Origin of the sequence: Faecalibacterium sp. An192, from assembly GCF_002160175.1 — a bacterium.
In the GTDB taxonomy this organism is placed as follows: domain Bacteria; phylum Bacillota; class Clostridia; order Oscillospirales; family Ruminococcaceae; genus Faecalibacterium.
In genome coordinates, this window is record NZ_NFKB01000015.1 from 1 (window position 1) to 24,108 (window position 24,108).

The window sequence follows — 24,108 nt, forward strand, 5'->3', positions numbered from 1 at the left end:
ATCCTTCGCGGCTGGCAGACCGTACTTACGCGACGTGACGCGTGGCTAGTATTCTAGGGCTATGCCCGCATATGAAAAACCCCCGGCTATGCCGGGGGATATTTATTTGCCTCGCTTTCCATTGGCTGAGGAAATGCCGGGGATGATTCTCATCTTGTCAATCCGGATTTTGTTCCCCGAGGTGCTGGATTTCCCGGTCAAGGATGGCTTTCAGGGCTCCAATGTGGAAGCCGTCAATGGTACGGTGGTTCACTTCGACCGACAAATGAACCCACAGCCGCCCGTTTTCCTGGTAATATTTTCCCCAGGCTAGCCGGGGCACGGTGTCGTCCTTATCAAAATTGTGTTCGTTGGTCAGGGCTGTGAAGTCAAACCAGGGCGTACACGAAAAATAAATCAGACTGTCGGTTTCTTCCCCGGAACGGATAAAACAGGTCTGCTGTTCGCTCTGCTCCTGGGCGTTGCGGCAGAAGGACTCCCACTCCGGTTCCCACGGAAGGGTCACAATTTTAAAAACCTCCGAGCCTTTGGGCATATAGGTGAAACTGGGATTTGCCTGGTCCAGCACCACCAGTTCGTCCCCACGGATGCGGATACGGAACTCCGGGACGAAATTCAGCGCCTTTGTACACACCCAGACCATCAGCATATAAAAAGACACGCCCCGGGCTTTTGAAAGGCGCTTGATCTCGGTCACGTCCACCGGAATGGTGACCGAGTAAAAGGGATAGTCCATCTTCGAAAACATCTCATAAATTTCTCTGCGGGCCCATTTGGCTTGGTCCAGTCGTTCCATATGGCTGCCTCCCTGTTTTGTTGGGTTATTGATCCTATTGTACTATGGTCCGCCGCGTTTGGGAATAGAAATCCCTCAGATTTTTCTATCGGAATACAGCTGTCCCCTGTTTTGGAAGCGTCAGGGTTCATCTGCGGGAAACAGTTCGGCCGCTCATCCCGGCCAGGGCGCCGCCCGAACCGCGGAAGCAACCGGATGCACACCCTCACACGCTTTCACGAAAGCGCATGCCGGTCATCTCTGTGAAGTAAAATTCACACCCATCATCGTCTATATCAAACCATATTTCATTGTGTGATCTGCTCACCTTGACAAGTCGGACTCTTTCTGTTATCCTATAGCCATAGGTTAGATACATCTAACCAAGTAAATTTTCACATCGAAAGGAGCATCCTTATGAAGAAAGAACTTGCAACCGCTCTCAACACCTATCTCGCCAACATGGGCGTCATGTATATCAAGCTGCACAATCTCCACTGGAACGTGGTGGGCTCGGATTTCAAGCAGGTCCACGAGTATCTGGAAACGCTTTACGACGCGATGGCTGGTGTGCTGGATGAAGTGGCCGAGCTGCTGAAAATGCAGGGCGAACAGCCGCTGGCTTCTCTCAAGGATTACCTGGCAGCAGCTTCCATTCAGGAGCTGCCCTCTGCCGAGCTGCGCTCCCGTGAGGTACTCCGCATCGTTCAGGCCGACCTGACTCTCCTTCGGGATCAGGCACAGCAGATCCGGGCAGACGCAGCCGCCGATGACGTCTACGCTGTGGTCTCCATGATGGAGGACCATCTGGCTCAGTACAACAAGACTCTGTGGTTCGTTGAGGCCATGCAGAAATAAATTACTCCCTCTGCGGGGACGGTGGCTACCGCCCCCGCTTTTTTGTGCGGACATCATAACAGAACCTTTTTCTGTTTTGGAGAAAGTCTCCTGTTCCCGAACATTTTATGTATGGAACGCTTGACCGGACCAAAACTTTTTCTTCTTGTCTCCGCGCATTTCTTTCAAAACAAATCCGGATTGTGCGTTTTCTCTCCCTTTTTCTGGGCATTTATGTTATAATGCTTTGTAATATATCGGTTCTGCTTTTGACAGCGTTTGGCCGTCTCCCCACTGCGGCCAATGCGGTTTGTGATGGATCGAGGCTCTGTGATGAACCTCGGTCTTTTTCAAGACCGCTCAGGTCTGTCCCGCGGATGCGGTGGGGTTTTCGCTTGCACGCTCTGTGTTCTGGACAGCCGGCCAGAGCGTTTTTGTTGGGACCATCACGCGGGCGGTTCACCCGGATTTCACCCGAGACAGCGCAGACCTGTCCGACATACGCCAAAAGCAGACCACCCCAAAACACCAGAATTCCATCCCCTGCCGCGGGCGCAGCAAGCGGGATCGTTCGCTGGATAAAACTTCACATTGGAGGCACGCAACATGAAACTGCTCAAACAAGCCGTTAAACTGATTTTACCCACCCTGGGCGCATTTCTTCTGCTGGGGGCTTACAGCGGCACCAACAGCCTTTCCTCTGCCCTCTATCAAGAGGGACTTTCCACCGTATCAGTGATGGAAGAGATGGCGGAAAACGAGGACTGGGTCAACCTTTTTTCCAGCAATCAGAACCTGGCCTCCATCCTCTCTGCCGTGGGTGACGGCGACTACTCCCGCCCCAAAACCGTCTATCAGATTCGGCTGTCCGACGAGACGGTATCCCATCTCACCCGGAACGCAGATTTAGAGGCTTTTTCGGACACCCTGCAGGCTTATCTCCGGGCCACCGTCCAGAGTTCCATTGCAGCCCAGATCAACGCCAAGGGCGGCGCTGACGCCCTGGCCGCCGCCAGCGCCTGCACCGCTTCCCGCATCTTTTTCTGTGACGACCTGCACGAAAATCTCCTCTATCTCTACACCTACGAAAACGCAGCGCCGGCCATGATTTCTTTCCTGGTGGGCGAGGACGGAGCGGTGTCCGCCACGGGCCTGTTTATCCTGTACGACGGCTTCCCCACCGGCTCGGCGGCAGAAATTCAGCAGTTCCTGTCCAGTCTGAATGTAGAAGTGACGGAAGTCTCTGTCCCTGCATAAATCAGCCCAAGCATGGCCTTTCCGCGCTCCATAAAGAATCCTCAAGCGCTTCCCGTTCCTCGGCAAAGTCCGGAGGCAGCTTTCAAATCCGTTAAATAAACCAATCAAAGCCGTCGGCCTGCGAGAGCAAACCGGCGGCTTTTTCTATCATGGTACCCTTTGCAGCAAAAACCACCGCCGGGCTGTCTGCCCTGGCGGCGGCTTTCTTAGTTTGTATGGATGTTCCGGTCTCTTTTAAGGCCTGGCGGCCCGCCCATCTTATCGCCGTTAGACCATGTAGCCGTACTTGTCGGTCACAATCTCTTTGGACAGAGGCAGGTCAAAGGGAATCGACAGATAGGGCGTCTCGCGGGAAGCGGTCTCGCCCTTCCACAGTTTGATGTAGAGTTTCCAGCGCTCGGCGGTCATGGATTTGGGGTCGTTCTTGTCGTCGCGCTGCCAGTACTGCCCGCCCAGCAGATAGCTCTCCATCATTTCCTCCCAGTTCTGGAAAACCGCCTGGGCCTTTTTGCCTGCTTCCACGCCGATTTCCAGCACTTCCTCCATGCTGACATATCCCACAAAATAGCAGCACTGGACGATAAAGGCCGCCCGGCCCATGTCCCAGCCCAGCAGGGCGTCCTCGCCGTACTTCCGATAGGCCATAAGCATCTTGGGGAGAAAGCTGTCCTCATCGGCTTTGGGGTTCCGCTCCCGGGCCACCTGGATCAGCTGCTCCTCCGAGAAACCGGCGTAACGGATCTCCAGCCGCTGCATTTCCGCGCCATAGGCGGACCGCATTCCGGTATCCAGCAGGGACTGCATTTCCTCCATGGCCTGGTCATGGGTCTCAATCTCCCAGTAATCCCGCAGCATGTTCCGGATTCGCTCCACCCGCTCCGGGATGTTCTCGCCGCCGGGGTAAATCATTCCCGCCATCCTGCGGAAACTGCCCTCGTTGGCGGCCAGAAGAATGGACCCTGCGGTATTCATCCACCGCAGGGTGGGCGACAGAGGATTGTCCACTTCAACCCGCTGTTCTCTGGGTTTGAAAAAGTAGTTGCCGACCACGATTATGATGAGGCCCACTCCTACGGTGACAAAACAGGCAATGAATCCAGCCATAAAGAATGTTTCTCCTTTCCTGTTTTCGGATTAATACGGGCTGCTGTGCTCACCGGCGCGGACCAGAATGTCCCGCGCGCTGCGCAGAATATTGGTGTCCTGAATGATCTGCTGGCACTGTTCCTCCACCGTCAGGTCCAGCCGGGCGTCAAAGGGATTGCGCAGCTGGCTGCAGGTGACATACAGTTCCTCTTCATTGAAGGCCAGGTAGACTTTCCCCTCCATGGCCTCCTGAAACGCGGTGATCTGTTCCAGTACCTGCGGGGTCAAGATATAAAAGGCGTTGGTTTCATTCTCCGCAAACACCACAAAGTTCTCATTGAAAACGCTGTTTTCGGTGTGGATGTTCAGCGGGGCGGTGGTCCGCTTGATTTCCGGCAGGGCCTTTTTGGAGAACACCTGCACAAAACCCTGGCTGCTCTTGCGGTCATCGAATCGGGAGAAAATCAGCACCTGCCCCTCAAACAGGATGTCCGGCAGGGAACGTCTGCCCGTGGGGCGCTGGCCGGTGGAGACGTTGCTGGTGCGGAACCGCACCCCCTCCAGCTCCCCGGTCAGCTCATCCGAGGAGGTAAAATACACCTTGTCGCCCTTGGGGATCAGGTTCATCCGGTCCATCTCCTCATAGGTGATGCCGCCCTGGGAGTTGTATTTCAGGCGGGAAAAGCCGGGAATCCGGCGGATGGTATCCAGCACATACTTGTTTTTGAAGCTGTAATTGAACCGGTCATAGGCCTTTCTCCACACCAGAATGGAATAGAAAAGGTAAATGACGCAGGAGAGAATCGCCGCCATCATCAGCTCTCCCAACAACACGAAGAACAGCCCCGTTGTGGTCGAGTCGCCCCACTGGAGCTCATCCAGATAACCGAGCACCCAGACCTTGTTGAGCAGAGCCATCGCCACAAACACCCCAAACGAACACGGGAGAATTCGCCGCATGATTTTGGTTTTCTTTTGGGCATCCTTGCGCAGCTTTTCCAGCTTGACGCCGCTGATGTTCTGTTCCACCCATTCCATGGTAAAAATTCCTCCTTTGATGCAGGGAGCCTGCGGTATTCATTTACTGCAAAGTGAACGGCAGCGGGTTATCCCGGCCCGCCTTCCATTCCCTCGCCCCGGCGCTCTGGGAGCGCAGGCAAAGGATGCGGATACACCAAAGCAGCATCTTCAAAACAGAGAGGATCGTGCCATTGGCCGCCGCCCGGCCTGCCTGCATCAGAACTTCACTTCAAACGTCTTTTTCTTCTCCTCCACCTCATAGAAATCGGCTTTTTTCATGCCGTGAAGTTTGGCCACGATGAGGTAAGGAAACATCTCGATTCTCTGGTTATAGAGGGACACGTTGGCGTTGTAGAGCCGCCGGGCGGCCTGCAGATGTTCCTCTGCGTCAAAGATATCCCGCTGGAAGTGTTCCATCGACCTTATCGAGAACAGGACCGGATACTGCTCGGCCAGGGCATTGATGGAGGAACTGACGCCGCTCAGCCCCTGCTGCACCGAGGTGAGCAGGCCAAGCTTCTGGTTCAGGCTCATCTGCTGCGCCGACAGGCTGTCGCCGGAACCGACGCCGCCGTCCTCGTCAGGGCTATTCTGAACCCGTCGCTGCTCCATCTGCTTTTTGATCTCCTGCATCTGCAGCTGCTGTTCGCTGATGGTTTTCTGGATGGTCTGGGCGGCCTCTTTCGAGAGGCCCTTCTTTTCCTCAAAGGCTGCTTCTTCCAGCTCTTTCCCGGTGCGGACCGCGGTGATCCCGGTGTACACGTCATACTCATGCTGCAGGAATTTCTTGACCGCTTCCAGCTCCTCCGACAGCATATCGTACCGCTTTTCCAGCGCCACATCGATGCCGGAGCTTCCCTCCTGGACCTTGACCGAGAGCCGCCGCAGCCGGTTATACAGCGAAATGTACCAGGCAGCCAGCGCCACAACCACAGCCGCCACAATAATCAGGATTTGCATACTCATTCTCCTTTTCGATGATGTCTCATACCGCAGGTGAACCTGAATGCTCTTGCATATCGCTCCGCCCGTACAGGCAGCACACGCCGATCTGTTCAGCGTCCTGCGCCCGTTCAGGCTTTGAAATCCTCTCCTTCCTCTGGCAGCTGCCGCCCCAAATACCGCAGACCACCGGTTTCAGCCGGGGAAGTCCCGGCGCTTTCGCCGGGTTCCCAATCCGTCCGCCGCCCGGAGGACTCCGGGCCGGCGGAGCGGTTCAGGATGACGCATCTATTGTATCATTCCATGGAACAAACAGGAAGTCCTTTTTGAAAGATCTTTGTACCTCTTTCCATACATCCGAAAGTCAAAAGGGCGTTTGAACAAGCTTTGTTGTCCAAAAGAACGATTTACAGCAAATTTTGTTTCTCAAAATAAACAAGGCAGGGGCCGCCCCACGGCAAGCCCCTGCCCTGCTGTCAGAAACATTCGTTCCTGCGCATATTCCAGCCCGAGAGCGGGCGCAGAAACGTCCTCATCCTTCCCTCTGCTCCACAATTTCCAGAGAATCTTCTCCCACGCGGCAGAGCAGAAACAACACCTTGACCCCGGCGGCCCGGGCTTCCGCCAGGGCCTGCCCAAATTCCGGATGGGTGGCCGTGTTGGGCCGCACCTCGGTGATTCCCTCCATCTGGATCACAAAGGCAATCCCGCAGCGGAACCCTGCCCGCTGGGCCTGGGTCAGCTCCTGCAGATGTTTGACGCCCCGCTCAGTGGGGGCGTCCGGGAAATAGCCGACCCCGTCCACCTCCAAAGTACATCCTTTGACCTCCAGCAGATAGGTCTGGCCGGCCTTTTCCATGGCAAAATCAATGCGGGACCGGCCATAGGAAAACTCGGGGCGGATGACGTCAAAATCCTGGGTTTCCAGCCATTCCTTTACCACCCGATTGGGGGCCTGACTGTCGATGTTGACCCAGCCAAGGCCCTCTTTGCGGACCGCCACCAGGTCGTACTTTGTTTTGCGGCTGGGGTTGTCGGACACTTCCAGACGCACCGGTGCCCCCGGCACCAGCAATTCTCTGCACCGGCCGGTGTTTTTGACGTGCACCGTTTCTTCTCGGCCCTGGACCTCAACCCGGGCCACAAAGCGGTTGGGCCGGGAGAGAAAACGGCCCTCGATGATTCTCCCATATTTCACAGCGGTTTCCCTTTCTGCACGGTTCAGCTCTTTGTTTGGTTGTGCAAACCGATTGTACCACGGCGCCGCATCAAAATCCATGGATTTCACCCGGTTCACACAAAAGGCCGGCCGGAGATGTTCCCGCCCGGCCAGCCTTTTGCATGGTTTTTTCAGCTCTCTGTATTCGGCCCGCAGGCAGGGCCGGCAGTCTTTTCCGGGTCCTGCGAAACCGGCATCTCTCCGGCAAACTGAAACCACCCGTCGGCGTATTCCATGGCATAAAAGCCATGGTATTTGTCCAGGATGGCTTTCACATTGGCCAGGCCGAACCCATGCAGTTTGGAGTCAGGTTTGGTGGTGGAAATGGTGTCCTCCACAATGGCCACCGGCCGGGACGTGTTCCGCACCGAGAAATAAAAGCTCTCCTCCAGCACCGCCTGCACTTCCACCGCCCGAAGCCCAGTGCATTTTTCACAGGCCTCTATGGCGTTATCCAGCAGATTGGCCAGCAGGACCGTCAGGTCTGCCGGGTCAAAGGGCAGCCCGGACAGATCGCTGACCTCAAAGCGGATTTCGATGCCCTTGCGGAGAGCTGCGGCGGCTTTGGTATTGAAAAGGGCATCCAGAATCCCATGCCGGCAGTTGACCAGCACCAGACGCTCGGTCTGCCGGGCCGAAACTGCCCGCAGATAAGTCTGGGCATCGGCGTATTTGTGCTGGGCCAGCAGCTGGCCCAACACCTCCAGCTGAGACTGGAAATCATGGGTTGCTTTCCGCTGCGCCTCATACAGCGCGGTGGCCGTCTCCATATGGACCGACTGCATTTTCAGCTGCTGGTTCAGGGTCACCAGTCGTTCGTGTTCCTGAGCGGCATGTTCCATCTGGTGCAGAAGGTAAAAGACGGCGAAATTGGCCAGCAGCAGCGCAAAGCAGCATCCCACAATGAACAGCAGAGAGACCGGCTGGTCGTTGCTCAGCCGCAGAAGCGCTGCCAGCGACAGAAGCGAAGCTGCCGGGAATACAAAGTACAGTACAAAATACCGGGGAGGAAGATTCCGCCTCCCCCACCGATGGAACAGCCGGCGAAAGCCCAGCACAAACCCCAGCGCCGAACTGTAGTACACCATGGCCGAGAGCAGGTAATACGGCGCATAACTCCAGTCCGCAAACTGTTGTACGGTCACCCCGCACAAGGCCGAAGCGGCCATGGACACGCTGGCGGAATACAGATAACCCGCCAGGTACTGGATCACCACCAGAAATGCCAGGTACAGCCGGGACAGGCCGGTATAAAGAATGCAGCAGGTGATATACAAAAGCCCCATCAGGACCAGCATCTTAACCATGAAAGAAAAGCCGATCCGGGATTTATAGATCTCGCACCAGGCCAGGGCGGCCAGCCAATAACTCCCGGCCACAGCCAAGTACTGCATGCCATGGAGGCGGCGTTTGCCAAACACATCGAGGAAAAGCAGAGCGATCCCAACATCCAAAAGGTTAAACAGGATGGCGGTGACCGTCTCTGCCAGCATTTCCACAGAAATCAGGACATTCTCCATGCCGTTCGCCCCTTCCACAGCAGATACTGCTGTTTCAGCTGCCGGTAATATTTTTTGCTCACCGGCAGCTGAACACCGTTTCGCAGCTCCATCTGGCCATACTGGAACCGCTGGATGTAGGCCATATTGACCAGATAGCTGCGGTGCACCCGCAGAAAACCCGTAATCCCCAGGCTCTCGCTCAGATCGCTGATACCGCCCGTAAACCGGCACAGCGGCCGCTCCGTCCCCGTCAGATGGGCGGTGATGGTCCGCTGGTCCGACTCAAAATAGAGGATATCGCGGAGCAGAAGGGTCACCTCTTCCCCATCTGCGCGGACGGTGAAGGTCTGCCGCCTGCGGCACAGTTCCTCCATGGCCAGGGCAAAGCAGGTGGGCAGTTTTTCGTCCAGGTCCGGCTTGAGCAGGTAGCGGAAAGCCTGCACCTCATATCCCTCCGGGGCATACTGGACAAAGTTGGTCACAAAGACAATGACTGCGTCCGGCCGGGCGGCCCGCAGCCGCCGGGCTAGGGTCATGCCGTCCAGGCGGGCCATATCGATATCCAAAAAAGCCAGATCAAACTCCGCCAGATTGTCCAGCTGTTCGGGCCGGTCCGAGATTATCAGTTCCGCCCCGGCCTCCCGGCAGGGCCGGGCCAAAAGGGATTCTATCTTTTCCAGGGCTTCCGGCTCATCGTCGCAAACCAATACTTTCATCGCTCACCCCTCCAAAACCCGTTTGTTTTATGATACAATGTTCCGTTTCAAAGCGCAATCTCCCCCGCCGCCTTCGACCGGGCCGTCGCATTCACTGCCCATTCTCACACAAAACCCCTGACACCGCATGAACGCTTCACGATGTCAGGGGTACTTTTTTGTTACTGTATCACAAACCCGCCCGGTTTGCCACCGAAACGCAGCGAACGGCAGATTTTTTGTCACGAAAGAGAGATTTTGCTCAGCTCTTTCTGCGTTTCATTTCGTGTTCTTCATAGTCCCGCAGGGAGGCCAGTGCTTTGGGGGCCAGCGGAACCAGGGCGATCATGTTGAACACCGTCATGAGGCCCACGCCCACGTCGCCCAGGTCCCACACGAACTGATAGGCCGCCAGGCCGCCCACAAACAGCATCACCAAGGCCAGAATCTTGTACAAAGTCTGGGAGATCCAGTTGTCCCCGAACAGGTACGCCACATTGGACCGGGCATAGAACAGAATTCCCAGGAAGGTGGAGAAACTGAACAGCCACAGAATCACCGCAATAAAGATCACGCCGAACTCGCCCAGATGGTACCGCATGGCGGTCTGGAGCAGGTCCATGCCTTCCAGGCCGGTGGTCAGGCTCTCGGGGGTCAGCAGCATCACCATGGCCGAGCAGCTGCAGATCACCAGGGTATCAATGAACACGCCCAGAGACTGCAGCAGGCCCTCTTTGGCCGGATGGCTGATATCGGCGGCCGCAGCGGCGCAGGGCGCCGAGCCGGAACCGGCCTCATTGGAGAACAGGCCTCTCTTGGCGCCGTTCATGATGACTGCGCCGATGCCGCCGCTGACGGCCTGGCGCAGGCCAAAGGCCTCGGCAAAAATCCGCTGGAACACCGCCGGCAGAAGCTGGGCGTTTTTCACGATGATGAAAATGGTGATGAAGAAGTAGCACGCAGCCATCACCGGGACAATCAGGTCCAGCACCTTGACAGTGGCGTTCTTCCGCAGCACCACAATGGCGGCCAGAATCACCAGCAGAATGGTGGTGTACAGCGGATCAATATGGAACGCATTCTCAAACGCCGAGGAAATGGAGTTGCTGGTCACCTGGCTGATTCCGCACCAGCAGATCAGGCCCGATAAGGCAAACAGGGATGCCACAATCGAGCGCTTCCGCTTGCTGCCCTCCCGGATGAACAGTTTGTGGAGGTAATACGCCGGACCGCCCCGATAGCCGCCGTAGAGGGGGTCCTTTTCCTTGTAAATCTGGGCCAGGGTGGCCTCGATGAAGGCCGTGGAGGACCCCAGAAGGGCGATCAGCCACATCCAGAACACGGCACCGGCACCGCCGGCCGAGATGGCCGCCACCACGCCCACCAGGTTCCCCATGCCCACCCGGCAGGCCGTGGAGACGATCAGGGCCTGCAGGCCCGAGATGCCCGCCTGCTCCTCTTTGCGGTGGCTTTCCAGGGTGATCTTCACCATCTCGGGAAAAAGCCGGAACGGGAGGAACCGGGTCCGAACGGTGAAATAGATTCCCGCCGGGATCAGAATCATCACCAACAGGGAAAGGCCGAGAGTGCTCCCTCCCGGCAGGGGAATCTGAACGATGTCCCCCCACAGCAGATTGTACATTGTCTGTATCAGCGCCATAAGAAATTCAACCTCATTGTCTCCGCTGGCCCGCAGGCCATGGGTTTGCTCCGGGGCAGATGCCGGTCTGCTCCAGGCAGGCCCTTTCCCCTCTCCGACCGCTTAAAACCGGATTGATTTTTGCGTTCATTTAGTGTAACATGAATGTATGATTTTGTGAAACGAATAGTTTTTATAAAATTATTTACTCAAATTTATAAGAGAGGTGCAGCAGATGGAACTGCGAACGGTACGAACTTTCCTGCGGGTGGCCGAACTGCAGAGCTTTTCCCGGGCGGCCCAGCAGCTGGGCTATTCCCAGGCGGCGGTGACGGTACAGATCAAGCAGCTGGAGCAGGAGCTGGGCACCCAGCTCTTTGAGCGGATCGGAAAGCGGATCAAGCTGACCGAAAACGGGGCGCGGTTCATCCCCCACGCCATGGAGCTCTTAAAGGTTGCCCAGAAAGCCCAGACGTTTATCAGCGACGACAGCAAGCCCTCGGGGCAGCTGCGGATCGGCACGGCCGAGTCTCTGTCCATCAGCGTTCTGCCCCAGATTCTGCTGGAATTTCACACCCTGTGCCCGGCGGTGGAAACCAGCATCCACACCGGCCTGATCTCGGAGCTGTTCGACATGGTGCGCCAGAACGACGTGGACGTTCTGTTCTTTCTGGACAAGAAAACCGACTTCCCGGAGTGGGTCAAGGTGCTGGAACGGCCCGAGCCCATCGTGTTTGTGGCCTCCTGCGGTCATCCCCTGGCGGGTGAGCAAAACATCCCGCTGGAAAAGATCCTGACCCAGCCCCTGGCCCTCACCGAAAAAGGGGTCAGCTACCGCTACGATCTGGAACAGATTGTGGCCGCCCGAAACCTGGAAATGCATCCCTTTCTTGAGACCGGAAACACCGACATCATCGTTCATATGCTACTGGAAAATGCGGGCATCTCCTTCCTGCCCCAGTATGCCGTCCAGAAGCATCTGGACGCCGGACGGCTCACCATTCTCTCAGTGGACAGCCCTCAGATTCAGATGTGGAGCCAGCTGGTCTATCACCGCAACAAGTGGATTACTCCGCAGATGCAGCAGTGGATCGACCTGATGCTCCAGAGAATTGGACCGGCGTCCGATTGTCCTGGCCCGCAAAACATGCTATAATCAATTTGCACCCAACGCAAAAAGCCGCAGGTGTACACTCCCCTTCCGGTTCGCACACTCTGCGGCTTGTATTGTCTTTTGGAGGTCAGGCGGTGCCGTTGCTGCTGGGCAGCGCGCGGCTGGACAACAGGCCGGACAGCTGTTCGTAATCCACCGCCAGGGTATAGGCGATGTCCAGCCCTTCAAAGGCTCCGGCCGGGAAATCCACTTCCAGGTGGTCCGCATAAAAGATCACCCGTTCCGGGTCGATGGCGGCGGCCAGACGTTCCTGCACCGCGGGGTCATCCCCGGCTGCGGCGGCCAGCGCCAGGCGCACATTGGCTTCCGGCTGGGTGAACAGGGACCACAGTTCCAGCCGCTGGCCGCTGGTGCGGTCAAAGGCGGCGGTATACCGCAGGGTCTGTCCCTGGGCCGGGTCCACAGCCTGGTCCACGGTGGTGGTAAAATAAATCACCTGCTCACTGAAAGCGGTGGAGGCCACCCTCTGGCTCACCCGCCCCGCCTGGAAGTTGTCCTTTCCCTGTTCCTGATAGCGGGTATAGGCGGCCTGCAGCAGGGTATTCAGGTCATACCGCCGGCCCGCCCCCTGATACCAGGCCGACACGGCAGACTGCACTTCCTGGCTGAGGATGCTGTAGCCAGCGTCCCCTTCGGGACCCACCGCGTCATCCTCGGTCAGGATGGTGGTTCCATCCGACAATTCGTACAGCACCCACGACTCCCGCAGCCCGTTCTGGTAGCCGCGCCAGCGGTCGACGGCCTCTCCATCCGAAAAAGAGACCACGTCCTCCTGCTCCAGCTCCCAGATCTCTTCCTGCACCGTCGAACGCTGACAGCCGGTCAGCAGCACAAGCCCGCACAGGGCCAGAGATACCATTCGTTGTTTCATGGGGAGCGCTCCTTCTGTTCGTGTGAGTGGCAAAAAGTTTCTTTTTGCAGCGGACGGGTATATTTTACCATATCTTTCCCCGACAAACAAGAGAACAGCGGCACCCTGCACAGAATCGGCACGTTCTTACGTCTTTTCCCTTCCGGCCGACACCGGCTCAGAGACCCTTTGCACCCATCCTTCCATCCATCTCAAAAAGGAGGTTGTTTCTATGAGCGCATCCAAATCCAACTCCCGGCGCCCGGGGCGTTTGGCCCTCCGGGTGCTCCTGGTTCTGTTCGTCATTGCAGCGGCGGTTCTGCTGGCCTTTGGCCTTCTGATCCGCAGCCGGTCCGCCGCACTGGCCAAGGGGGCTGCCTTTTCCTTTGATTATCAGGTAACTTCGACGGCGGCCGAGCCCTCCCTCACCTACTCCACCCTGGAATCCCTGGGCGGCCTCACCGGCACCCTCTCGGGCCAGAGCCACGGCAGCGACCTCTATCTGGCCTGGTACGCCGCCGGCAAAGAAGAAGCCTTCACCGATCTCTATGTACAGAACGGCAAGGTCCTTCTGAACATCCGCCAGATTTACCGGACGTTCCTGTCCGGTCTGGCCGCAAAGTATCCGCTGATCGGTTCCTTGATCCCCGACTGGACTCTGGGCGACTACATCTCCCAGGACCAGCTGGCCCTGCTGCTGGGCACCGAGCCCACCGTCTCGGAAATGGAAGACTACTCGGTCAGCGCCTTCTCCCTGTTTTCCATGCAGCGGGTCCATCCCAACAACGCCATGGATGGATACCTCTATTTCACCCCCAAGGAGTCCCAGGGGGGCGCGGTCATCACCATCGGCTTCCCCATCCAGAGCATCTGGGCCGAGTTTTTCCGCTGCCATGTGCTGGTGGACATTCCCAGCCAGGGCCTGCATCTGGAACTGACCGGCAAGGCTCTGCCCGGTGAATACGACATCCAGCTGCCCGCCTCGGTTATGAAGGACGAGGACATCAACGCCCTGGCCGAACTCATCCAGGCCGTCCGCTCTCTGGCCGCCCTGGTGGCTGAAATGGCCGGCTGATTCCTTTCATCAAACAACAACGCGCCCCGCAGCGGCTTGAGAACCACTGCGGGGCGCATTGTTATAAACAGGGGGATAATGAATCAATCTTTCTTCACGGCGACCAGCACGCGGATTTTGTTGCCTGCCGCGCAGCCCAGGCTGTCATACCAACCGATCAGGTGATAGTCCTGTGGGTTGACCTGGGAGAGGCTGGTGGTGAAATACTGGCCCTTGTACCACAGATAGACCTGCATATTGTCGGCGGTCTCGTAGCGGGTGTTCCCGCTCATGACCGACGCCGCGCCGATCTGATCAATCATGGTGGGCATCAGCTGAATCATGGATTTGACGGTACCGGTGGGGCTCTTGCTGACCGCAATGCCGCCGGCCACCACCGGGTATTTCACTGAGGTCTGCAGGGTGGTGTTTTCCCCGTTGATATAGCAGACATAGTTGGCGCCGGTGCCCAGATAGCCCAGAATATTGCTCAGGGCGCCGCTGGTGTTTTTGGAGGCCAGCTGCAGCGCATAGGCGGCCACCTTGCCGGTGCTGCTGGTGAGGCTGTCCCACAGCGTGCTGGCGATGCTGCCGTCAATGATGCCATACAGGATATCGCTGGTGCTGGGCAGAACCAGGTCAGCCACATCCGCCGCCACATTGCCGGTACTGGTGCTCCCGGTGGTGCCGGGCACCGTGGTGCTGGGCCGGCCCAGGGAGCTGTCCACCGTGCTGCCCACCGCGCTGGTCAGGTTGCGGACGTCGTCCAGGACGCCGTAGGTCCACAGATCGCCGGTGGCGTTGTTCAGGATCATGCGGTCAATCTCGCCCTGGGCGTTGGTGGTGTAGTAGCGGACATCGCTGCCGTTCAGGGTTACCCCCGATAGTCGGCTGGGGCTTATCGCCCCAGCCACACCCTCCGCCGTTGTGTCCAGAATCTCAACGCCGTTTGCCAGGGCCGTGCCGGAAAAGGCCGTGCCCGTCTCATTGAAGGTGCCGCTGATGGACTTGGTATCGATGGAGCGGACGTTCTCACCGTTTTCGTCCACCGTGATTTCCACCAGCATGCCAGCCGGGAAATTCAGGCTCTTGTCCACATTCACCGTCCGCACCACGCCGTCGGTGCAGGCCACCGCCACGCTCTGCAGCACGTCGGCGCCGTTGCCTTCCACCAGGCTGCGGGCGGAGTTCTGCACCACGCCGCAAAAGACCTCGTCGGCCTGGGTGCCAGTCAGCACCTGCACCACCTGGTTATCCATGCCCAGCAGCAGGGTGACCACCTGGCCCACACCGCCGCCATTCAGGGAGGAGAGAACCGAGGCAGCCGAAGAGGAGCCGATGGTGTATTCGGTGCCGGCCACCGTCACCGAGGTGGGTGCACTGGCCGAAGGGGCCACGGCCGTGATGCGGCCCGCGGCCTTTTTGGAGTAGATCCAGACCGTCTTGGCGTTGGCGCTGTAGTAGTATACGTCGTACGGGTTCAGCTCAGCCGAAGCAGTGGCAGTGTCATTGCGGTAGACCGCCGACGGAGTGAAGGGCAGCTGGGTGCCCTGGCCCGCCACAAAGGGGCCTTCCAGGCTGCCCAGCAGCACCGAGGAGACCGACACCTGGCCATCGGTGACCGAGAAGCCCAGGGTGGAACCGTAGACCTCACCGCTGCCGTTCTTGGCCGTCAGGGCGTTGTACAGAAGGACGGAGCCGTCCTCCAGATTCATCACCTGGCCGGGAGCGCAGTTCAGATCGGTGCGCAGACCCAATTCATTGGCCTTGTTCAGCTGGGCGGTGGGGAATGTGCCGCTGAGGGTGGTGACGTCATAGCCCAGCAGGTTGAGGGCAGCGGCACAGGCCTCCTCCAGAGTGATCTGGTTGTCAGGCCGGAAACTGCCGTCGGTATAGCCGCTCATCCAGCCCTGCTGGACGGCGATGCGGATGTAAGGGGCCAGGGGTGCATCCCCGCTCACATCGGTGAACAGGGTGCCGGCCGTCCCCTGGGAGGCGGCGCTCTCCCGATAGGGCGAGAAAGCCACCAGCAGCCGGGCCAGCTGGCCGCGGGTCAGGGCTGCATTCAGGCCGGCGGTCTGCTCGGAGGTCAGGCCTCCCAGCATCACCGCCGTCTGGACCGCCGTATTGGCACTGGTGGCCGAAGCAGGCATAACCAGCATGGCGCAGGCGATGCAGACGGCCAGCAAAAGTGCAAGAAACCGTTTTTTCATCTCGTGTATTCCTCCCTCTTTAATCATAGCGCAGAGCCTCAATGGGGTTGAGCCGCGCCGCACGCTTGGCCGGCAGATAGCCGAACAGAACGCCGATGCCCACCGAAATCCCAAAGGCCACCATCACCGAACCCATGGAGGGCTGGATGGTCATGCCTGCATTGGTCATGGTCAGCACCTGGTTGACGCCCGCCGAGATGAGATATCCCAGCAGGATGCCCACCACGCCGCCCAGCGCCGAGGTGGTGGCGGCTTCGGTGACAAACAGGCCCAGAATCGAGCGCTCTTTGGCGCCCAGAGCCTTGCGGATGCCGATTTCACGGGTGCGCTCCGCCACCGACACCATCATGATGTTCATGATGCCGATGCCGCCCACCAGCAGAGAGATGGCGGCAATGGCCGTCAGAACCATGACCACCATATTGATCATGGAGCCCAGGGTGGCCAGCATCTCGCTCAGACTGGTGACGTAGAATCCGCTGTCCGAGTTGAGCAGTTTTTTCAGGCCTGCTTCCAGGACGGCTTTGCCCTCCGACACCTGGCTCTCGTTGACGGTGGTGACGCCATACGCCGACACCACGCTGTTGCGGTTGAGGCGCAGGGCTGTGGTGTAGGGCACATAAATGGTGTCGTCGTTGCTGCCCTCCTGCAGGTTGGGGTCCTCCACCTGGGATTTCAGGACGCCCACAATGGTGAACTGGTCGTCCCCCACCTTGATGGTCTGGCCGATGGCATTGCCGCCATAGGCCACGCGGTCCACATAGGAGCCCACCACGCAGATTTTCTTGTAGTCGGCGCAGTCCACATACTGGAGCAGCCGTCCTTTTTCGATGGCGGTGCCGGTCATTCCAAAGTACACTTCGCTGATGCCCGAGACACTGGTCCGGCTATAGGTCTTGGTGCCCACCTTGACGGTGCCGGTCATGCTGACAATGGGCGAAATGCCCGAGTAGAGGTCGGGGCGGCTCTCCACGATGGCGTAGACATCGTCCACGTCCACAGTGCGGGCGCCGCGGCCCATGACGCTGACCTGCAGCAGGTTCATGCCCATGGAGGACACGCTCTCCCGCATGCTCAGGGTCAGGCCGTTGCCCAGACCCACAATCACCATGACGGCCATAACGCCGATGATGATGCCCAGCATGGTCAGGAAGGTGCGGAACTTATTGCTCCAGATGTTTTTCAGGGCCTGACGGAAGGTTTCATAGATCATACGCTGCCCTCCTGTTCCGTTTCTTCCTCTTCCTGGGGGATATAGTTGGGCTGGACCACTGCCTCCGGCGCATGGGAATCGCCGTCATAGACGATCCGGCCATCCTCCAGGCGGATGATCCGCTCGGCCTGCACTGCAATGGAGTTGTCGTGGGTAATGAGGACCACGGTGTTCCCCTGCTTGTGCAGTTTCTGGAGGATGCCCAGCACTTCCCGGCCGGTATGGCTGTCCAGAGCGCCGGTGGGCTCGTCGGCCAGAATCACCGCCGGCCGGCCCACCAGGGCCCGGGCAATGGAGGCGCGCTGCTGCTGGCCGCCGGACAGCTGGCTGGGCTTATTGTCCAGCTTGTTGCCCAGACCCACCTGTTCCAGCGCTTCCCTGGCCCGCTGGTGCTGTTCGCTGCGGGAAAGCCCCGCGTACACCAGGGGGAGCTCCACGTTTTCCAGCAGGCTCAGCTTGGGAAGAAGGTTGTACTGCTGGAAGATAAAGCCCAGCAGCTCGTTGCGGATTTCGGCCAGCTCGTTTTTGTCCATGCTGCCCACGTCCCGGCCGTTCAGCTTGTAGGTGCCGGAAGTGGGAACGTCCAGGCAGCCGATAATGTTCATACAGGTGGACTTGCCCGAACCGGACTGGCCCACGATGGCCACAAATTCGCCCTTTTCAATTTTCATCGAGATGTGGTCGGCGGCCTTAACCACCGTATCGCCCATCTGGTAGTACTTGCAGACCGAGTCAAACTCAATCAGCGCACTCATACCGGACCACCTCCCGGGCCGGCAACCATGACCGCCATGTCGTCACCCATGCCGCCCGCTGCTACAGCCGAGGCATCATAGGCGACGGTGTCGCCGGCCTGCAGGCCGCTGGTCACTGCAATGTAGTCATTGTCGCTGACGCCGGTTTCCACCTTGACGTAGACGTAGCCCTCGGGGGCGGTCATCTCGCTGACGGCGTTGGACGCGCTGGGCGAGTCCGCCGTCACCAGGACGTAATTGCCACGCACCACGGCGGCATTGGGGATGGACAGAGCGTTCTGGACGCTGGCCACCACAATTTCAGCGGTGGCGTTCATGCCGGGCAGCAGCTCGCCGAAGTTCTCAATGCGGATGGTGACGGGATAAGTGGTGGTACCGGCGGTGGTGGTGCCGGCCGAGGAAACGTTGGTCACCACGCCTTCAAAGGTCTTGTTCTGGACGGCGTCGGCGGTGATGGACACCGACTGCCCTTCCTTGATGGAGAGGATCTGCAGTTCGTCCACGTTCAGGGTCAGCTCCAGATAGCTCAGGTCGTGGATGATGCACATGGGGCTGGTGGTGGTGGAGCTGTCGCTGCCCACCGTCTCGCCGGCCTGGATGTTCTTCTGGATGATGGTGCCGCTGATGGGGGCGGTGATGGTGTAGTTGTCCATGGTGTTCTGGGCGTCATCCAGCGACAGCTCCGCGCTGCGGAGGTTGTCGGAGGCGGTCTCCACCTGGCGGGTCAGGCTGTCGCTGGTGAGCTGCAGAATGGCGTCGCCGCTGTTCACCCGGGCATTTTCCTGGACGCAGAGGGCTGCAACGGTGCCGGAAACCGAAGCGGTCAGGGTCTGCTCCTTCTGGTAGGCAAACCGGGCGGAGCCCAGAGCGCCCACGCCGTTCACCGAGGCGGTGGCGGCCTGGGCAGAAGTCAAACTGCCGTTGTTGGGCACTGCAATCACCACAGTGCGGACCAGCAGGCTGCCGGTGCTCAGGGTATCCGAGCCGGACACCGAGCGGATGGAGCCGGTGACCGTCTCATAGGTGCCGTCCAGGGTGACCTGGGCGGTCTGGCCCACGCTGAACCCGGCGGCGTCCGCAGCCGGGAAATTCAGGGTCAGCAGGACGGTGGAGTCGTCGCGGATCACCGCCACCTCCTGCCCGGCCGAGACGGCGTCGCCGGGGGCAGCCTTCACCGACACCACAGTGCCGCCGATATCGGTGCGGACATACTGGGCGTTGACGGCGTCCTCATAGTTGCGCTGGGCCTGATTCAGGGACAGCTGGGCCCGCTCCACGCTGTTGGCCGCATCGGAGCTGTCGATGGTGTACAGGATATCCCCTGCCTGGACCACGTCCCCTTCCTCAAAGTCGGAGGTCAGCACTTTGCCCCGCACCAGGGCCTTGACCTCATAGGTATTGGCCGCCGTAATGGTGCCGGAATCGCTGAACACATTGGTGATGCTGCGCTGTTCCGGCGCCACCTCGATGTAAGAAATATTGGCCGCAGTCTTGCTGGCGCTGTTCCTGGGCAGGAAAAGGGCTCCCGCCACAGCCACCACACAGACGCCTGCGGCGATCTTTTTCCAGTTGCGCTTCAGAAAAGGCTTGGCGCCCTTTGCCGCCGGCGCTGCGCCTGCGGTCCCCGGGCTGAGCGAAACGCTCTGGCCGTCCTTGTCCTCCTGTTGTTTTTTCTTTTTAAACACGGTATTATTCCTCCTTTTCATTTACCAACAGCATAGCATGTTCATCTTGAGGCAATCTTGATTCAACCTTGAATTTACCTTGAGATTTCATGATTTCCTGCCTTGGCAGATGCTGCCAGCCCTCTGATTATACACCACAAAAAAGTTGAAATTGTGAGAAGGCTACCGTTTTTTCGGCTTTTGGACGGATTTTTTTACGATTCATAAGCCGAGCCGTGTTTGCACAAGGATTTCCCGGGAAAAGTAAACCGGCGGACCACCCCTCAAGGGACGCAATTCAGGTTCTCCATACACACGCCCCTGCAGTCCTTCAAAAGCAGCTGGCGGGTTTCCGAGCCGGCAAGGCAAAGGTTGCGGAGGGTCACCTGTTCCAGCTCATAGCCCGGCACATCAAAGCCCGCCAGCTCCACCGGAGCGCAGGGTTTCATGCTGCCGTCGCCATCCACATCCCGATAGAGGCCGGTAAGGGTCAGGTCCTCAAAGAGGTAATCCCGGAACACCGGCGGATGGGGACCGGGGACGCCGTCGTCGTTGTACCCCACCTGGCAGACCATCACCCGGGGCAGACGGCAGCGCCGCACCGACAAGCCCTGCACGCCGCCGCCCCGCTTTTTGGTGCCCTTGACCATGACGCCGAACTGGGAGTCCTCCAGGTCGCAGTCCCAGATCCGGACATCCTCAATCCCGCCGCTGATCTCGCTGCCAATGCAGATGCCATGGCCAAAGCTGCTGCGGCAGTCAAACACCCGGATTCCCCGGGTGGGACGGTTGATACGGTTTCCCTCGGGGTTTTTGCCCGACTTGATGGCCACCGAATCGTCCTGGGTGTAGAAGGTGCAGCCAAAGAGGGTGCAGTCCTCGCTGGAATCCGGGTCCCAGCCGTCGCCATTCCAGATGCCTTTGGAGCGGAAGGTGCAGTGATCGGTGACAATGTCCCGGCTGTAAACCATGTGGACATTCCAGCTGGGGCCGTCGGCAAGGGTCAGGCCCGAAATCCGCACATGGGCGCAGTTGCTCAGGTTGATGAGCCGGCCCCGGACCCGGCCGGGAATGGTGTTCTCATTTTCGCAGGTCTTGACCAGGTCCTGCATGGCGGCCAGTTCCTCTTTCATCCGCTCCCGCTCCGAGGCAATGGTCCCCCAGGCCAGATCGTATCCGCCGCCGCAGATGGTGCCCTCGCCCCAGATGCGGACATCCTCGCAGTTGGGCCCGGCGGTATGATCCAGCGTGCCGAAGTTCAGCAGGCTGGCATAGCACATCATTTCGGTACCCTCAAAGCGGCTCAGGATGCGGGGTTCATAATCCTCCGGCCGGGAAGACCCCTGGAGGACGGCGTCTTTGTCCAGCCAGATTTCCAGATGGCTGTGGCCAAACAGGGCGCCGGTGCGATAGACGCCCGCCGGGAAATAGACATATTCCTCCAGGCCGCAGGCGTCCAGAACCCGCTGCAGGGCGGCGGTGTTGTCGGTTTTGCCGTCCCCTACTGCGCCCCAGGGCTCTGCCGTCACATCCAGAGGCCGCTTTTCTCCCTCTGTCACAACCTGGATGCTCCCCACCGGGCGCACCTCGACGGCATAGCAGGTGCGGGGCGTCAGGCCCTGGAGGGTGAAATGGGTTTTATCGGTGCTTCCGCAGGGCACGCCGTCCAACAAGATTTCATACCGCTCGGACGGCTGGACCGGAAGGTCCCAGTACAAGGTCATGCGGTCGGGCCCGGTCAGGGCATAAAGATTCGCCATAAAAGCGCTCCTTTCCTTACTTTACACTCCGCCTTCCGCAGCAATTGCAGAGGGCTGTATACAACAAATTCAGTATAGCATAGTTTGGCAGGCTTCGCCATAGGACCGGCCCGCCGGGGCATCAAAAAAGCAGGGGGCTTTCGCCCCCTGCTGGAGTTTCTATGGTTACCACTTGCCGTTCTTGATGCGGCCGCCCACCAAAATCAGGAGGAACAGCACCGCCACCAGCAGAACCGTCAGCCACACCGGGCAGAACACCCACACCCAGGACCAGGCAATCAGGTCCAGACATTTCAGCACAATAAAAACCAGTGTCAGCGTTGCGATGAATCCCATATGGACGTCCTCCATTCCCCTGTTCGGCGTTTCTTTTGGCTTTATGATAGCAGATTTTCCCGCGCCGCGCAAGGGATGAGGCCGCGGTCACCGGGCCGCCAGCTGTGCCGTCAGTTCCTCACAAAGGGCCTGGGTGGAGGCGGTATCAGGGCCATTCAGAACAATGGTCTCCCCATTGACGCTGAGCACCACGCTGTCCTTACAGGAGGCATAGGTGTAGCGGGTGTAATTGCCATAGGCGTCGTTGGAGAAAGAGCCCATCAGCATCCGGAAGTTTCCAAAGCCGTAGGTGCGCACCCCTGCGCTGGGGGCGGTGTCTCCCGGCTGATAAGTCACCGACTCGATGGAGTCATAATCCACGGTGAGGTCGGACCAGTACCCGGTCTCCACGGTAAAGGAGGTGTCCCCATAGTTCACTTTCAGGCTACCCGCAAACAGAACCCAGCCGACAAAGGCCACCACCGCCACCAGAATCACCAGCCCGATGACTTTTTGCCGGGGGCTGGACTGGATCCGAACGGCAGTACCTGCCTGGAGCTGTTTCCGGTAATAGAGATAGGAATAGACGCAGGGCACTATGGCCGCCGCCACAATGGCTGCCGTAAACACCACCGCCATCGCCGCAGAGGGCAGCAGAGCCGCTATCATGCAGGCCAGGCCTGCCGCCACCCACACCTTGCCGCCAAAGCGATGGGTGACGTTCCAGTTTTCTTCATTTTCCAGGGTCCACTTGACCCGGATTCCGATGGTGGCATTCTGGCGGAACTTGGGCATATAGTTGCCGATCAGCAAAAACAGCAGGCCAAAACCCAGGTTCATCACAATAATCATGAAATCTGCGCCATTATACCCGCGCTGGAGGCCTGCCACCACCGCCCCCGACAACAGCGAAATCACCGGCAGCAGCCAGAAAACCAGTCCTATTGCTTTTTTGCTCTGGCCCTCCCGGTTGCGCCGATCTGCAAACACCAGCAGCAGGCACAGCCAATGGGCTGCCAGAAAAATCACTGCCTCCCATGCCATCCGCCAGCCCAGCAGGCCGGGCAGAAGAATCACCAGAGACGAAACAAGCAGTTTTCCTTTATTCTCCGCGATCATCTTTTTCATGGCCGGACTCCCCTTTCAAATCCGTAATCCAGAGCATGACCTCCTCCAGCACCGAGGCGTTCAGCTCATAATAGATATACTTTCCTTCCCGCTGGTCGCGGATCAGGTCCGCGTCCTTGAGCACCGACAGGTGCCGCGAAATGGACGCCGCCGTCACCGGGAAATGATCGGCTATTTCTCCGGCCGAAAGCCGTCCGCCTTTCAGCAGGTTCAGGATCTCCCGTCGGATTGGGTCCGCCAGCGCCTTCAATGTATGCTGTAAGCTCAAAGCTCATTCCTCCCTTTCCGTCTCATTACGATTAACAATTAACTTAATCGTTAATTATAGGATAGTACAAAGCCCATCCCCTGTCAAGGTCGCTGGAGTACATTGCACCGGGCAGCTTCCTGCCGCCGGAAAGGTTCCATTTATAAGGGCATCCATGCCGGGAGCAGCCTCCACCGGACATGTATCTGGCCCCCTTCCAAAAAGAAATCCGCCATTCCCTGCCCAAAAGCAAAGAATCAGCGGATTGTTTTGTGGGATTGGCTTCAGGAACCGGCCGTGGCCTCACACAAGCACGTCAAAACCACCGGGCTGCTTCATCCCGGAAGTGCGGCATGGGCCCGTTCTGGTAGGGGTCATAGGTGTCGCAGTTGCACCCGAACTCCTTCAAAGACTTAATTTGACCGGCGGCGTTCCACACCACCAGGGTGACGCCATCAAAGGCTTCCACCCGCCCGTCCTGCATCTGGTTCCGGAAATACCACTCCACCACTGTCTGGCCGTCTTTGTGGAAGAACTGTCGGATCTCCCATTCCAGCACCGTGCCCCGGGTGTTCCATTCCTGAAACCAATGCAGAATCGCTTCGCAGCCGTGATACTGCGGTCCCCAGCTCTCGGTATAGACTGCGTCCGGGGCAAACAGTTCCCGGATGCCCAGGTCCTGCTGCCGCAGCCACATCGAAAACCAAAGGCGGATCTTTTCTTCACGCTTTGCTGTGTCCATATCGGGGTCTCCTGTCTCAGC

Annotated in this window: 22 protein-coding genes; 4 read left to right on the plus strand and 18 right to left on the minus strand. The window is 58.6% G+C overall.

Annotated elements, in window-relative coordinates; translation table 11 throughout:
* Positions 1-157 precede the first annotated feature (157 nt).
* A complete protein-coding gene (locus tag B5F27_RS06495) occupies positions 158-796 on the minus strand; it encodes a CatA-like O-acetyltransferase (protein WP_087365578.1) in 639 nt (212 codons plus the stop codon).
* Between the two features lie 396 nt (positions 797-1,192).
* On the opposite strand from B5F27_RS06495, the gene B5F27_RS06500 reads away from it, so the two are divergent.
* Together B5F27_RS06500 and B5F27_RS06505 are read left to right on the plus strand one after the other, a co-directional pair.
* Positions 1,193-1,633, plus strand: a complete 441-nt coding sequence (locus B5F27_RS06500) for a DNA starvation/stationary phase protection protein (RefSeq protein ID WP_087365580.1) — start codon at positions 1,193-1,195, stop codon at positions 1,631-1,633.
* Positions 1,634-2,218: 585 nt separating this feature from the next.
* Positions 2,219-2,869, plus strand: a complete 651-nt coding sequence (locus tag B5F27_RS06505; RefSeq protein WP_087365583.1) for a hypothetical protein — start codon at positions 2,219-2,221, stop codon at positions 2,867-2,869.
* A gap of 267 nt (positions 2,870-3,136) precedes the next feature.
* Here the strand turns inward: B5F27_RS06505 and B5F27_RS06510 are convergent, their stop codons facing one another.
* The 7 genes from B5F27_RS06510 to B5F27_RS06540 form a co-directional block, all read right to left on the minus strand.
* Positions 3,137-3,973, minus strand: a complete 837-nt coding sequence (locus B5F27_RS06510; RefSeq protein WP_087365585.1) for a DUF1266 domain-containing protein — start codon at positions 3,971-3,973, stop codon at positions 3,137-3,139.
* A gap of 30 nt (positions 3,974-4,003) precedes the next feature.
* Positions 4,004-4,993 carry a DUF3137 domain-containing protein gene (locus B5F27_RS06515; protein WP_087365588.1) on the minus strand — a complete coding sequence of 330 codons (990 nt, stop codon included), beginning with the start codon at positions 4,991-4,993 and terminating at the stop codon, positions 4,004-4,006.
* Positions 4,994-5,191: 198 nt separating this feature from the next.
* Positions 5,192-5,935: a LemA family protein gene (locus B5F27_RS06520; RefSeq protein ID WP_087365590.1), complete on the minus strand. Its 744-nt coding sequence runs from the start codon at positions 5,933-5,935 to the stop codon at positions 5,192-5,194.
* A gap of 514 nt (positions 5,936-6,449) precedes the next feature.
* On the minus strand, positions 6,450-7,115 hold the full coding sequence (sfsA, locus tag B5F27_RS06525) for a DNA/RNA nuclease SfsA (RefSeq protein ID WP_087365592.1): 666 nt from the start codon (positions 7,113-7,115) through the stop codon (positions 6,450-6,452).
* A gap of 152 nt (positions 7,116-7,267) precedes the next feature.
* Positions 7,268-8,656: an ATP-binding protein gene (locus tag B5F27_RS06530; protein WP_087365594.1), complete on the minus strand. Its 1,389-nt coding sequence runs from the start codon at positions 8,654-8,656 to the stop codon at positions 7,268-7,270.
* Complete coding sequence (locus B5F27_RS06535; RefSeq protein ID WP_087365596.1) at positions 8,641-9,354, minus strand: LytTR family DNA-binding domain-containing protein; 714 nt, start codon at positions 9,352-9,354, stop codon at positions 8,641-8,643. Before B5F27_RS06535 ends, B5F27_RS06530 begins: the two co-directional genes overlap by 16 nt.
* A gap of 241 nt (positions 9,355-9,595) precedes the next feature.
* Entirely contained in the window at positions 9,596-10,993 is a 1,398-nt protein-coding gene (locus B5F27_RS06540) for an alanine/glycine:cation symporter family protein (protein WP_087365598.1), read from the minus strand.
* Between the two features lie 214 nt (positions 10,994-11,207).
* Here B5F27_RS06540 and B5F27_RS06545 point away from each other — a divergent pair, with 214 nt between their 5' ends.
* The gene (locus B5F27_RS06545) at positions 11,208-12,128 is read left to right on the plus strand and encodes a LysR family transcriptional regulator (RefSeq protein WP_087365600.1); all 921 of its coding nucleotides are present in this window, start codon (positions 11,208-11,210) and stop codon (positions 12,126-12,128) included.
* An 85-nt stretch (positions 12,129-12,213) separates the two neighbouring features.
* Here B5F27_RS06545 and B5F27_RS06550 read toward each other — a convergent pair whose 3' ends face one another.
* Positions 12,214-13,017 carry a hypothetical protein gene (locus B5F27_RS06550; RefSeq protein ID WP_144066490.1) on the minus strand — a complete coding sequence of 268 codons (804 nt, stop codon included), beginning with the start codon at positions 13,015-13,017 and terminating at the stop codon, positions 12,214-12,216.
* A gap of 211 nt (positions 13,018-13,228) precedes the next feature.
* Between B5F27_RS06550 and B5F27_RS06555 the strand changes: the two genes are divergently transcribed.
* Positions 13,229-14,071 (plus strand): hypothetical protein, encoded by an 843-nt coding sequence (locus tag B5F27_RS06555; RefSeq protein ID WP_087365604.1) that lies wholly within the window; start codon positions 13,229-13,231, stop codon positions 14,069-14,071.
* 83 nt (positions 14,072-14,154) lie between these two features.
* Here B5F27_RS06555 and B5F27_RS06560 read toward each other — a convergent pair whose 3' ends face one another.
* The 9 genes from B5F27_RS06560 to B5F27_RS06600 all read right to left on the minus strand — a co-directional run bounded on the left by B5F27_RS06560 (position 14,155) and on the right by B5F27_RS06600 (position 24,087).
* Positions 14,155-16,263 carry an S-layer homology domain-containing protein gene (locus B5F27_RS06560; protein WP_087365606.1) on the minus strand — a complete coding sequence of 703 codons (2,109 nt, stop codon included), beginning with the start codon at positions 16,261-16,263 and terminating at the stop codon, positions 14,155-14,157.
* 19 nt (positions 16,264-16,282) lie between these two features.
* Entirely contained in the window at positions 16,283-17,476 is a 1,194-nt protein-coding gene (locus B5F27_RS06565) for an ABC transporter permease (protein WP_087248702.1), read from the minus strand.
* Entirely contained in the window at positions 17,473-18,231 is a 759-nt protein-coding gene (locus B5F27_RS06570) for an ABC transporter ATP-binding protein (protein ID WP_087248700.1), read from the minus strand. Before B5F27_RS06570 ends, B5F27_RS06565 begins: the two co-directional genes overlap by 4 nt.
* Positions 18,228-19,916: an efflux RND transporter periplasmic adaptor subunit gene (locus tag B5F27_RS06575; RefSeq protein WP_087365608.1), complete on the minus strand. Its 1,689-nt coding sequence runs from the start codon at positions 19,914-19,916 to the stop codon at positions 18,228-18,230. The genes B5F27_RS06570 and B5F27_RS06575 overlap by 4 nt, the downstream gene beginning before the upstream one ends.
* 263 nt (positions 19,917-20,179) lie before the next feature.
* Positions 20,180-21,655, minus strand: coding sequence for a glycosyl hydrolase family 28 protein (locus B5F27_RS06580; RefSeq protein WP_087365610.1), 1,476 nt, complete (start codon positions 21,653-21,655; stop codon positions 20,180-20,182).
* Between the two features lie 165 nt (positions 21,656-21,820).
* Positions 21,821-21,991 (minus strand): hypothetical protein, encoded by a 171-nt coding sequence (locus B5F27_RS06585; protein ID WP_204228847.1) that lies wholly within the window; start codon positions 21,989-21,991, stop codon positions 21,821-21,823.
* Between the two features lie 87 nt (positions 21,992-22,078).
* Positions 22,079-23,098 carry an SdpI family protein gene (locus tag B5F27_RS06590; RefSeq protein ID WP_087365612.1) on the minus strand — a complete coding sequence of 340 codons (1,020 nt, stop codon included), beginning with the start codon at positions 23,096-23,098 and terminating at the stop codon, positions 22,079-22,081.
* Complete coding sequence (locus tag B5F27_RS06595; RefSeq protein WP_087248690.1) at positions 23,073-23,366, minus strand: autorepressor SdpR family transcription factor; 294 nt, start codon at positions 23,364-23,366, stop codon at positions 23,073-23,075. The genes B5F27_RS06590 and B5F27_RS06595 overlap by 26 nt, the downstream gene beginning before the upstream one ends.
* Positions 23,367-23,661: 295 nt before the next feature.
* Positions 23,662-24,087, minus strand: coding sequence for a nuclear transport factor 2 family protein (locus B5F27_RS06600; RefSeq protein WP_087365613.1), 426 nt, complete (start codon positions 24,085-24,087; stop codon positions 23,662-23,664).
* Between the last annotated feature and the right edge of the window lie 21 nt (positions 24,088-24,108).

Bases quoted from the DNA above. Each gene is read 5' to 3' on its own strand.
- B5F27_RS06495 (WP_087365578.1), bottom strand. From the start codon at position 796: ATGGAACGACTGGACCAAGCCAAATGGGCCCGCAGAGAAATTTATGAG.
- B5F27_RS06500 (WP_087365580.1), top strand. From the start codon at position 1,193: ATGAAGAAAGAACTTGCAACCGCTCTCAACACCTATCTCGCCAACATG.
- B5F27_RS06505 (WP_087365583.1), top strand. From the start codon at position 2,219: ATGAAACTGCTCAAACAAGCCGTTAAACTGATTTTACCCACCCTGGGC.
- B5F27_RS06510 (WP_087365585.1), bottom strand. From the start codon at position 3,973: ATGGCTGGATTCATTGCCTGTTTTGTCACCGTAGGAGTGGGCCTCATC.
- B5F27_RS06515 (WP_087365588.1), bottom strand. From the start codon at position 4,993: ATGGAATGGGTGGAACAGAACATCAGCGGCGTCAAGCTGGAAAAGCTG.
- B5F27_RS06520 (WP_087365590.1), bottom strand. From the start codon at position 5,935: ATGCAAATCCTGATTATTGTGGCGGCTGTGGTTGTGGCGCTGGCTGCC.
- B5F27_RS06530 (WP_087365594.1), bottom strand. From the start codon at position 8,656: ATGGAGAATGTCCTGATTTCTGTGGAAATGCTGGCAGAGACGGTCACC.
- B5F27_RS06535 (WP_087365596.1), bottom strand. From the start codon at position 9,354: ATGAAAGTATTGGTTTGCGACGATGAGCCGGAAGCCCTGGAAAAGATA.
- B5F27_RS06540 (WP_087365598.1), bottom strand. From the start codon at position 10,993: ATGGCGCTGATACAGACAATGTACAATCTGCTGTGGGGGGACATCGTT.
- B5F27_RS06545 (WP_087365600.1), top strand. From the start codon at position 11,208: ATGGAACTGCGAACGGTACGAACTTTCCTGCGGGTGGCCGAACTGCAG.
- B5F27_RS06550 (WP_144066490.1), bottom strand. From the start codon at position 13,017: ATGAAACAACGAATGGTATCTCTGGCCCTGTGCGGGCTTGTGCTGCTG.
- B5F27_RS06555 (WP_087365604.1), top strand. From the start codon at position 13,229: ATGAGCGCATCCAAATCCAACTCCCGGCGCCCGGGGCGTTTGGCCCTC.
- B5F27_RS06560 (WP_087365606.1), bottom strand. From the start codon at position 16,263: ATGAAAAAACGGTTTCTTGCACTTTTGCTGGCCGTCTGCATCGCCTGC.
- B5F27_RS06565 (WP_087248702.1), bottom strand. From the start codon at position 17,476: ATGATCTATGAAACCTTCCGTCAGGCCCTGAAAAACATCTGGAGCAAT.
- B5F27_RS06570 (WP_087248700.1), bottom strand. From the start codon at position 18,231: ATGAGTGCGCTGATTGAGTTTGACTCGGTCTGCAAGTACTACCAGATG.
- B5F27_RS06580 (WP_087365610.1), bottom strand. From the start codon at position 21,655: ATGGCGAATCTTTATGCCCTGACCGGGCCCGACCGCATGACCTTGTAC.
- B5F27_RS06585 (WP_204228847.1), bottom strand. From the start codon at position 21,991: ATGGGATTCATCGCAACGCTGACACTGGTTTTTATTGTGCTGAAATGT.
- B5F27_RS06590 (WP_087365612.1), bottom strand. From the start codon at position 23,098: ATGAAAAAGATGATCGCGGAGAATAAAGGAAAACTGCTTGTTTCGTCT.
- B5F27_RS06600 (WP_087365613.1), bottom strand. From the start codon at position 24,087: ATGGACACAGCAAAGCGTGAAGAAAAGATCCGCCTTTGGTTTTCGATG.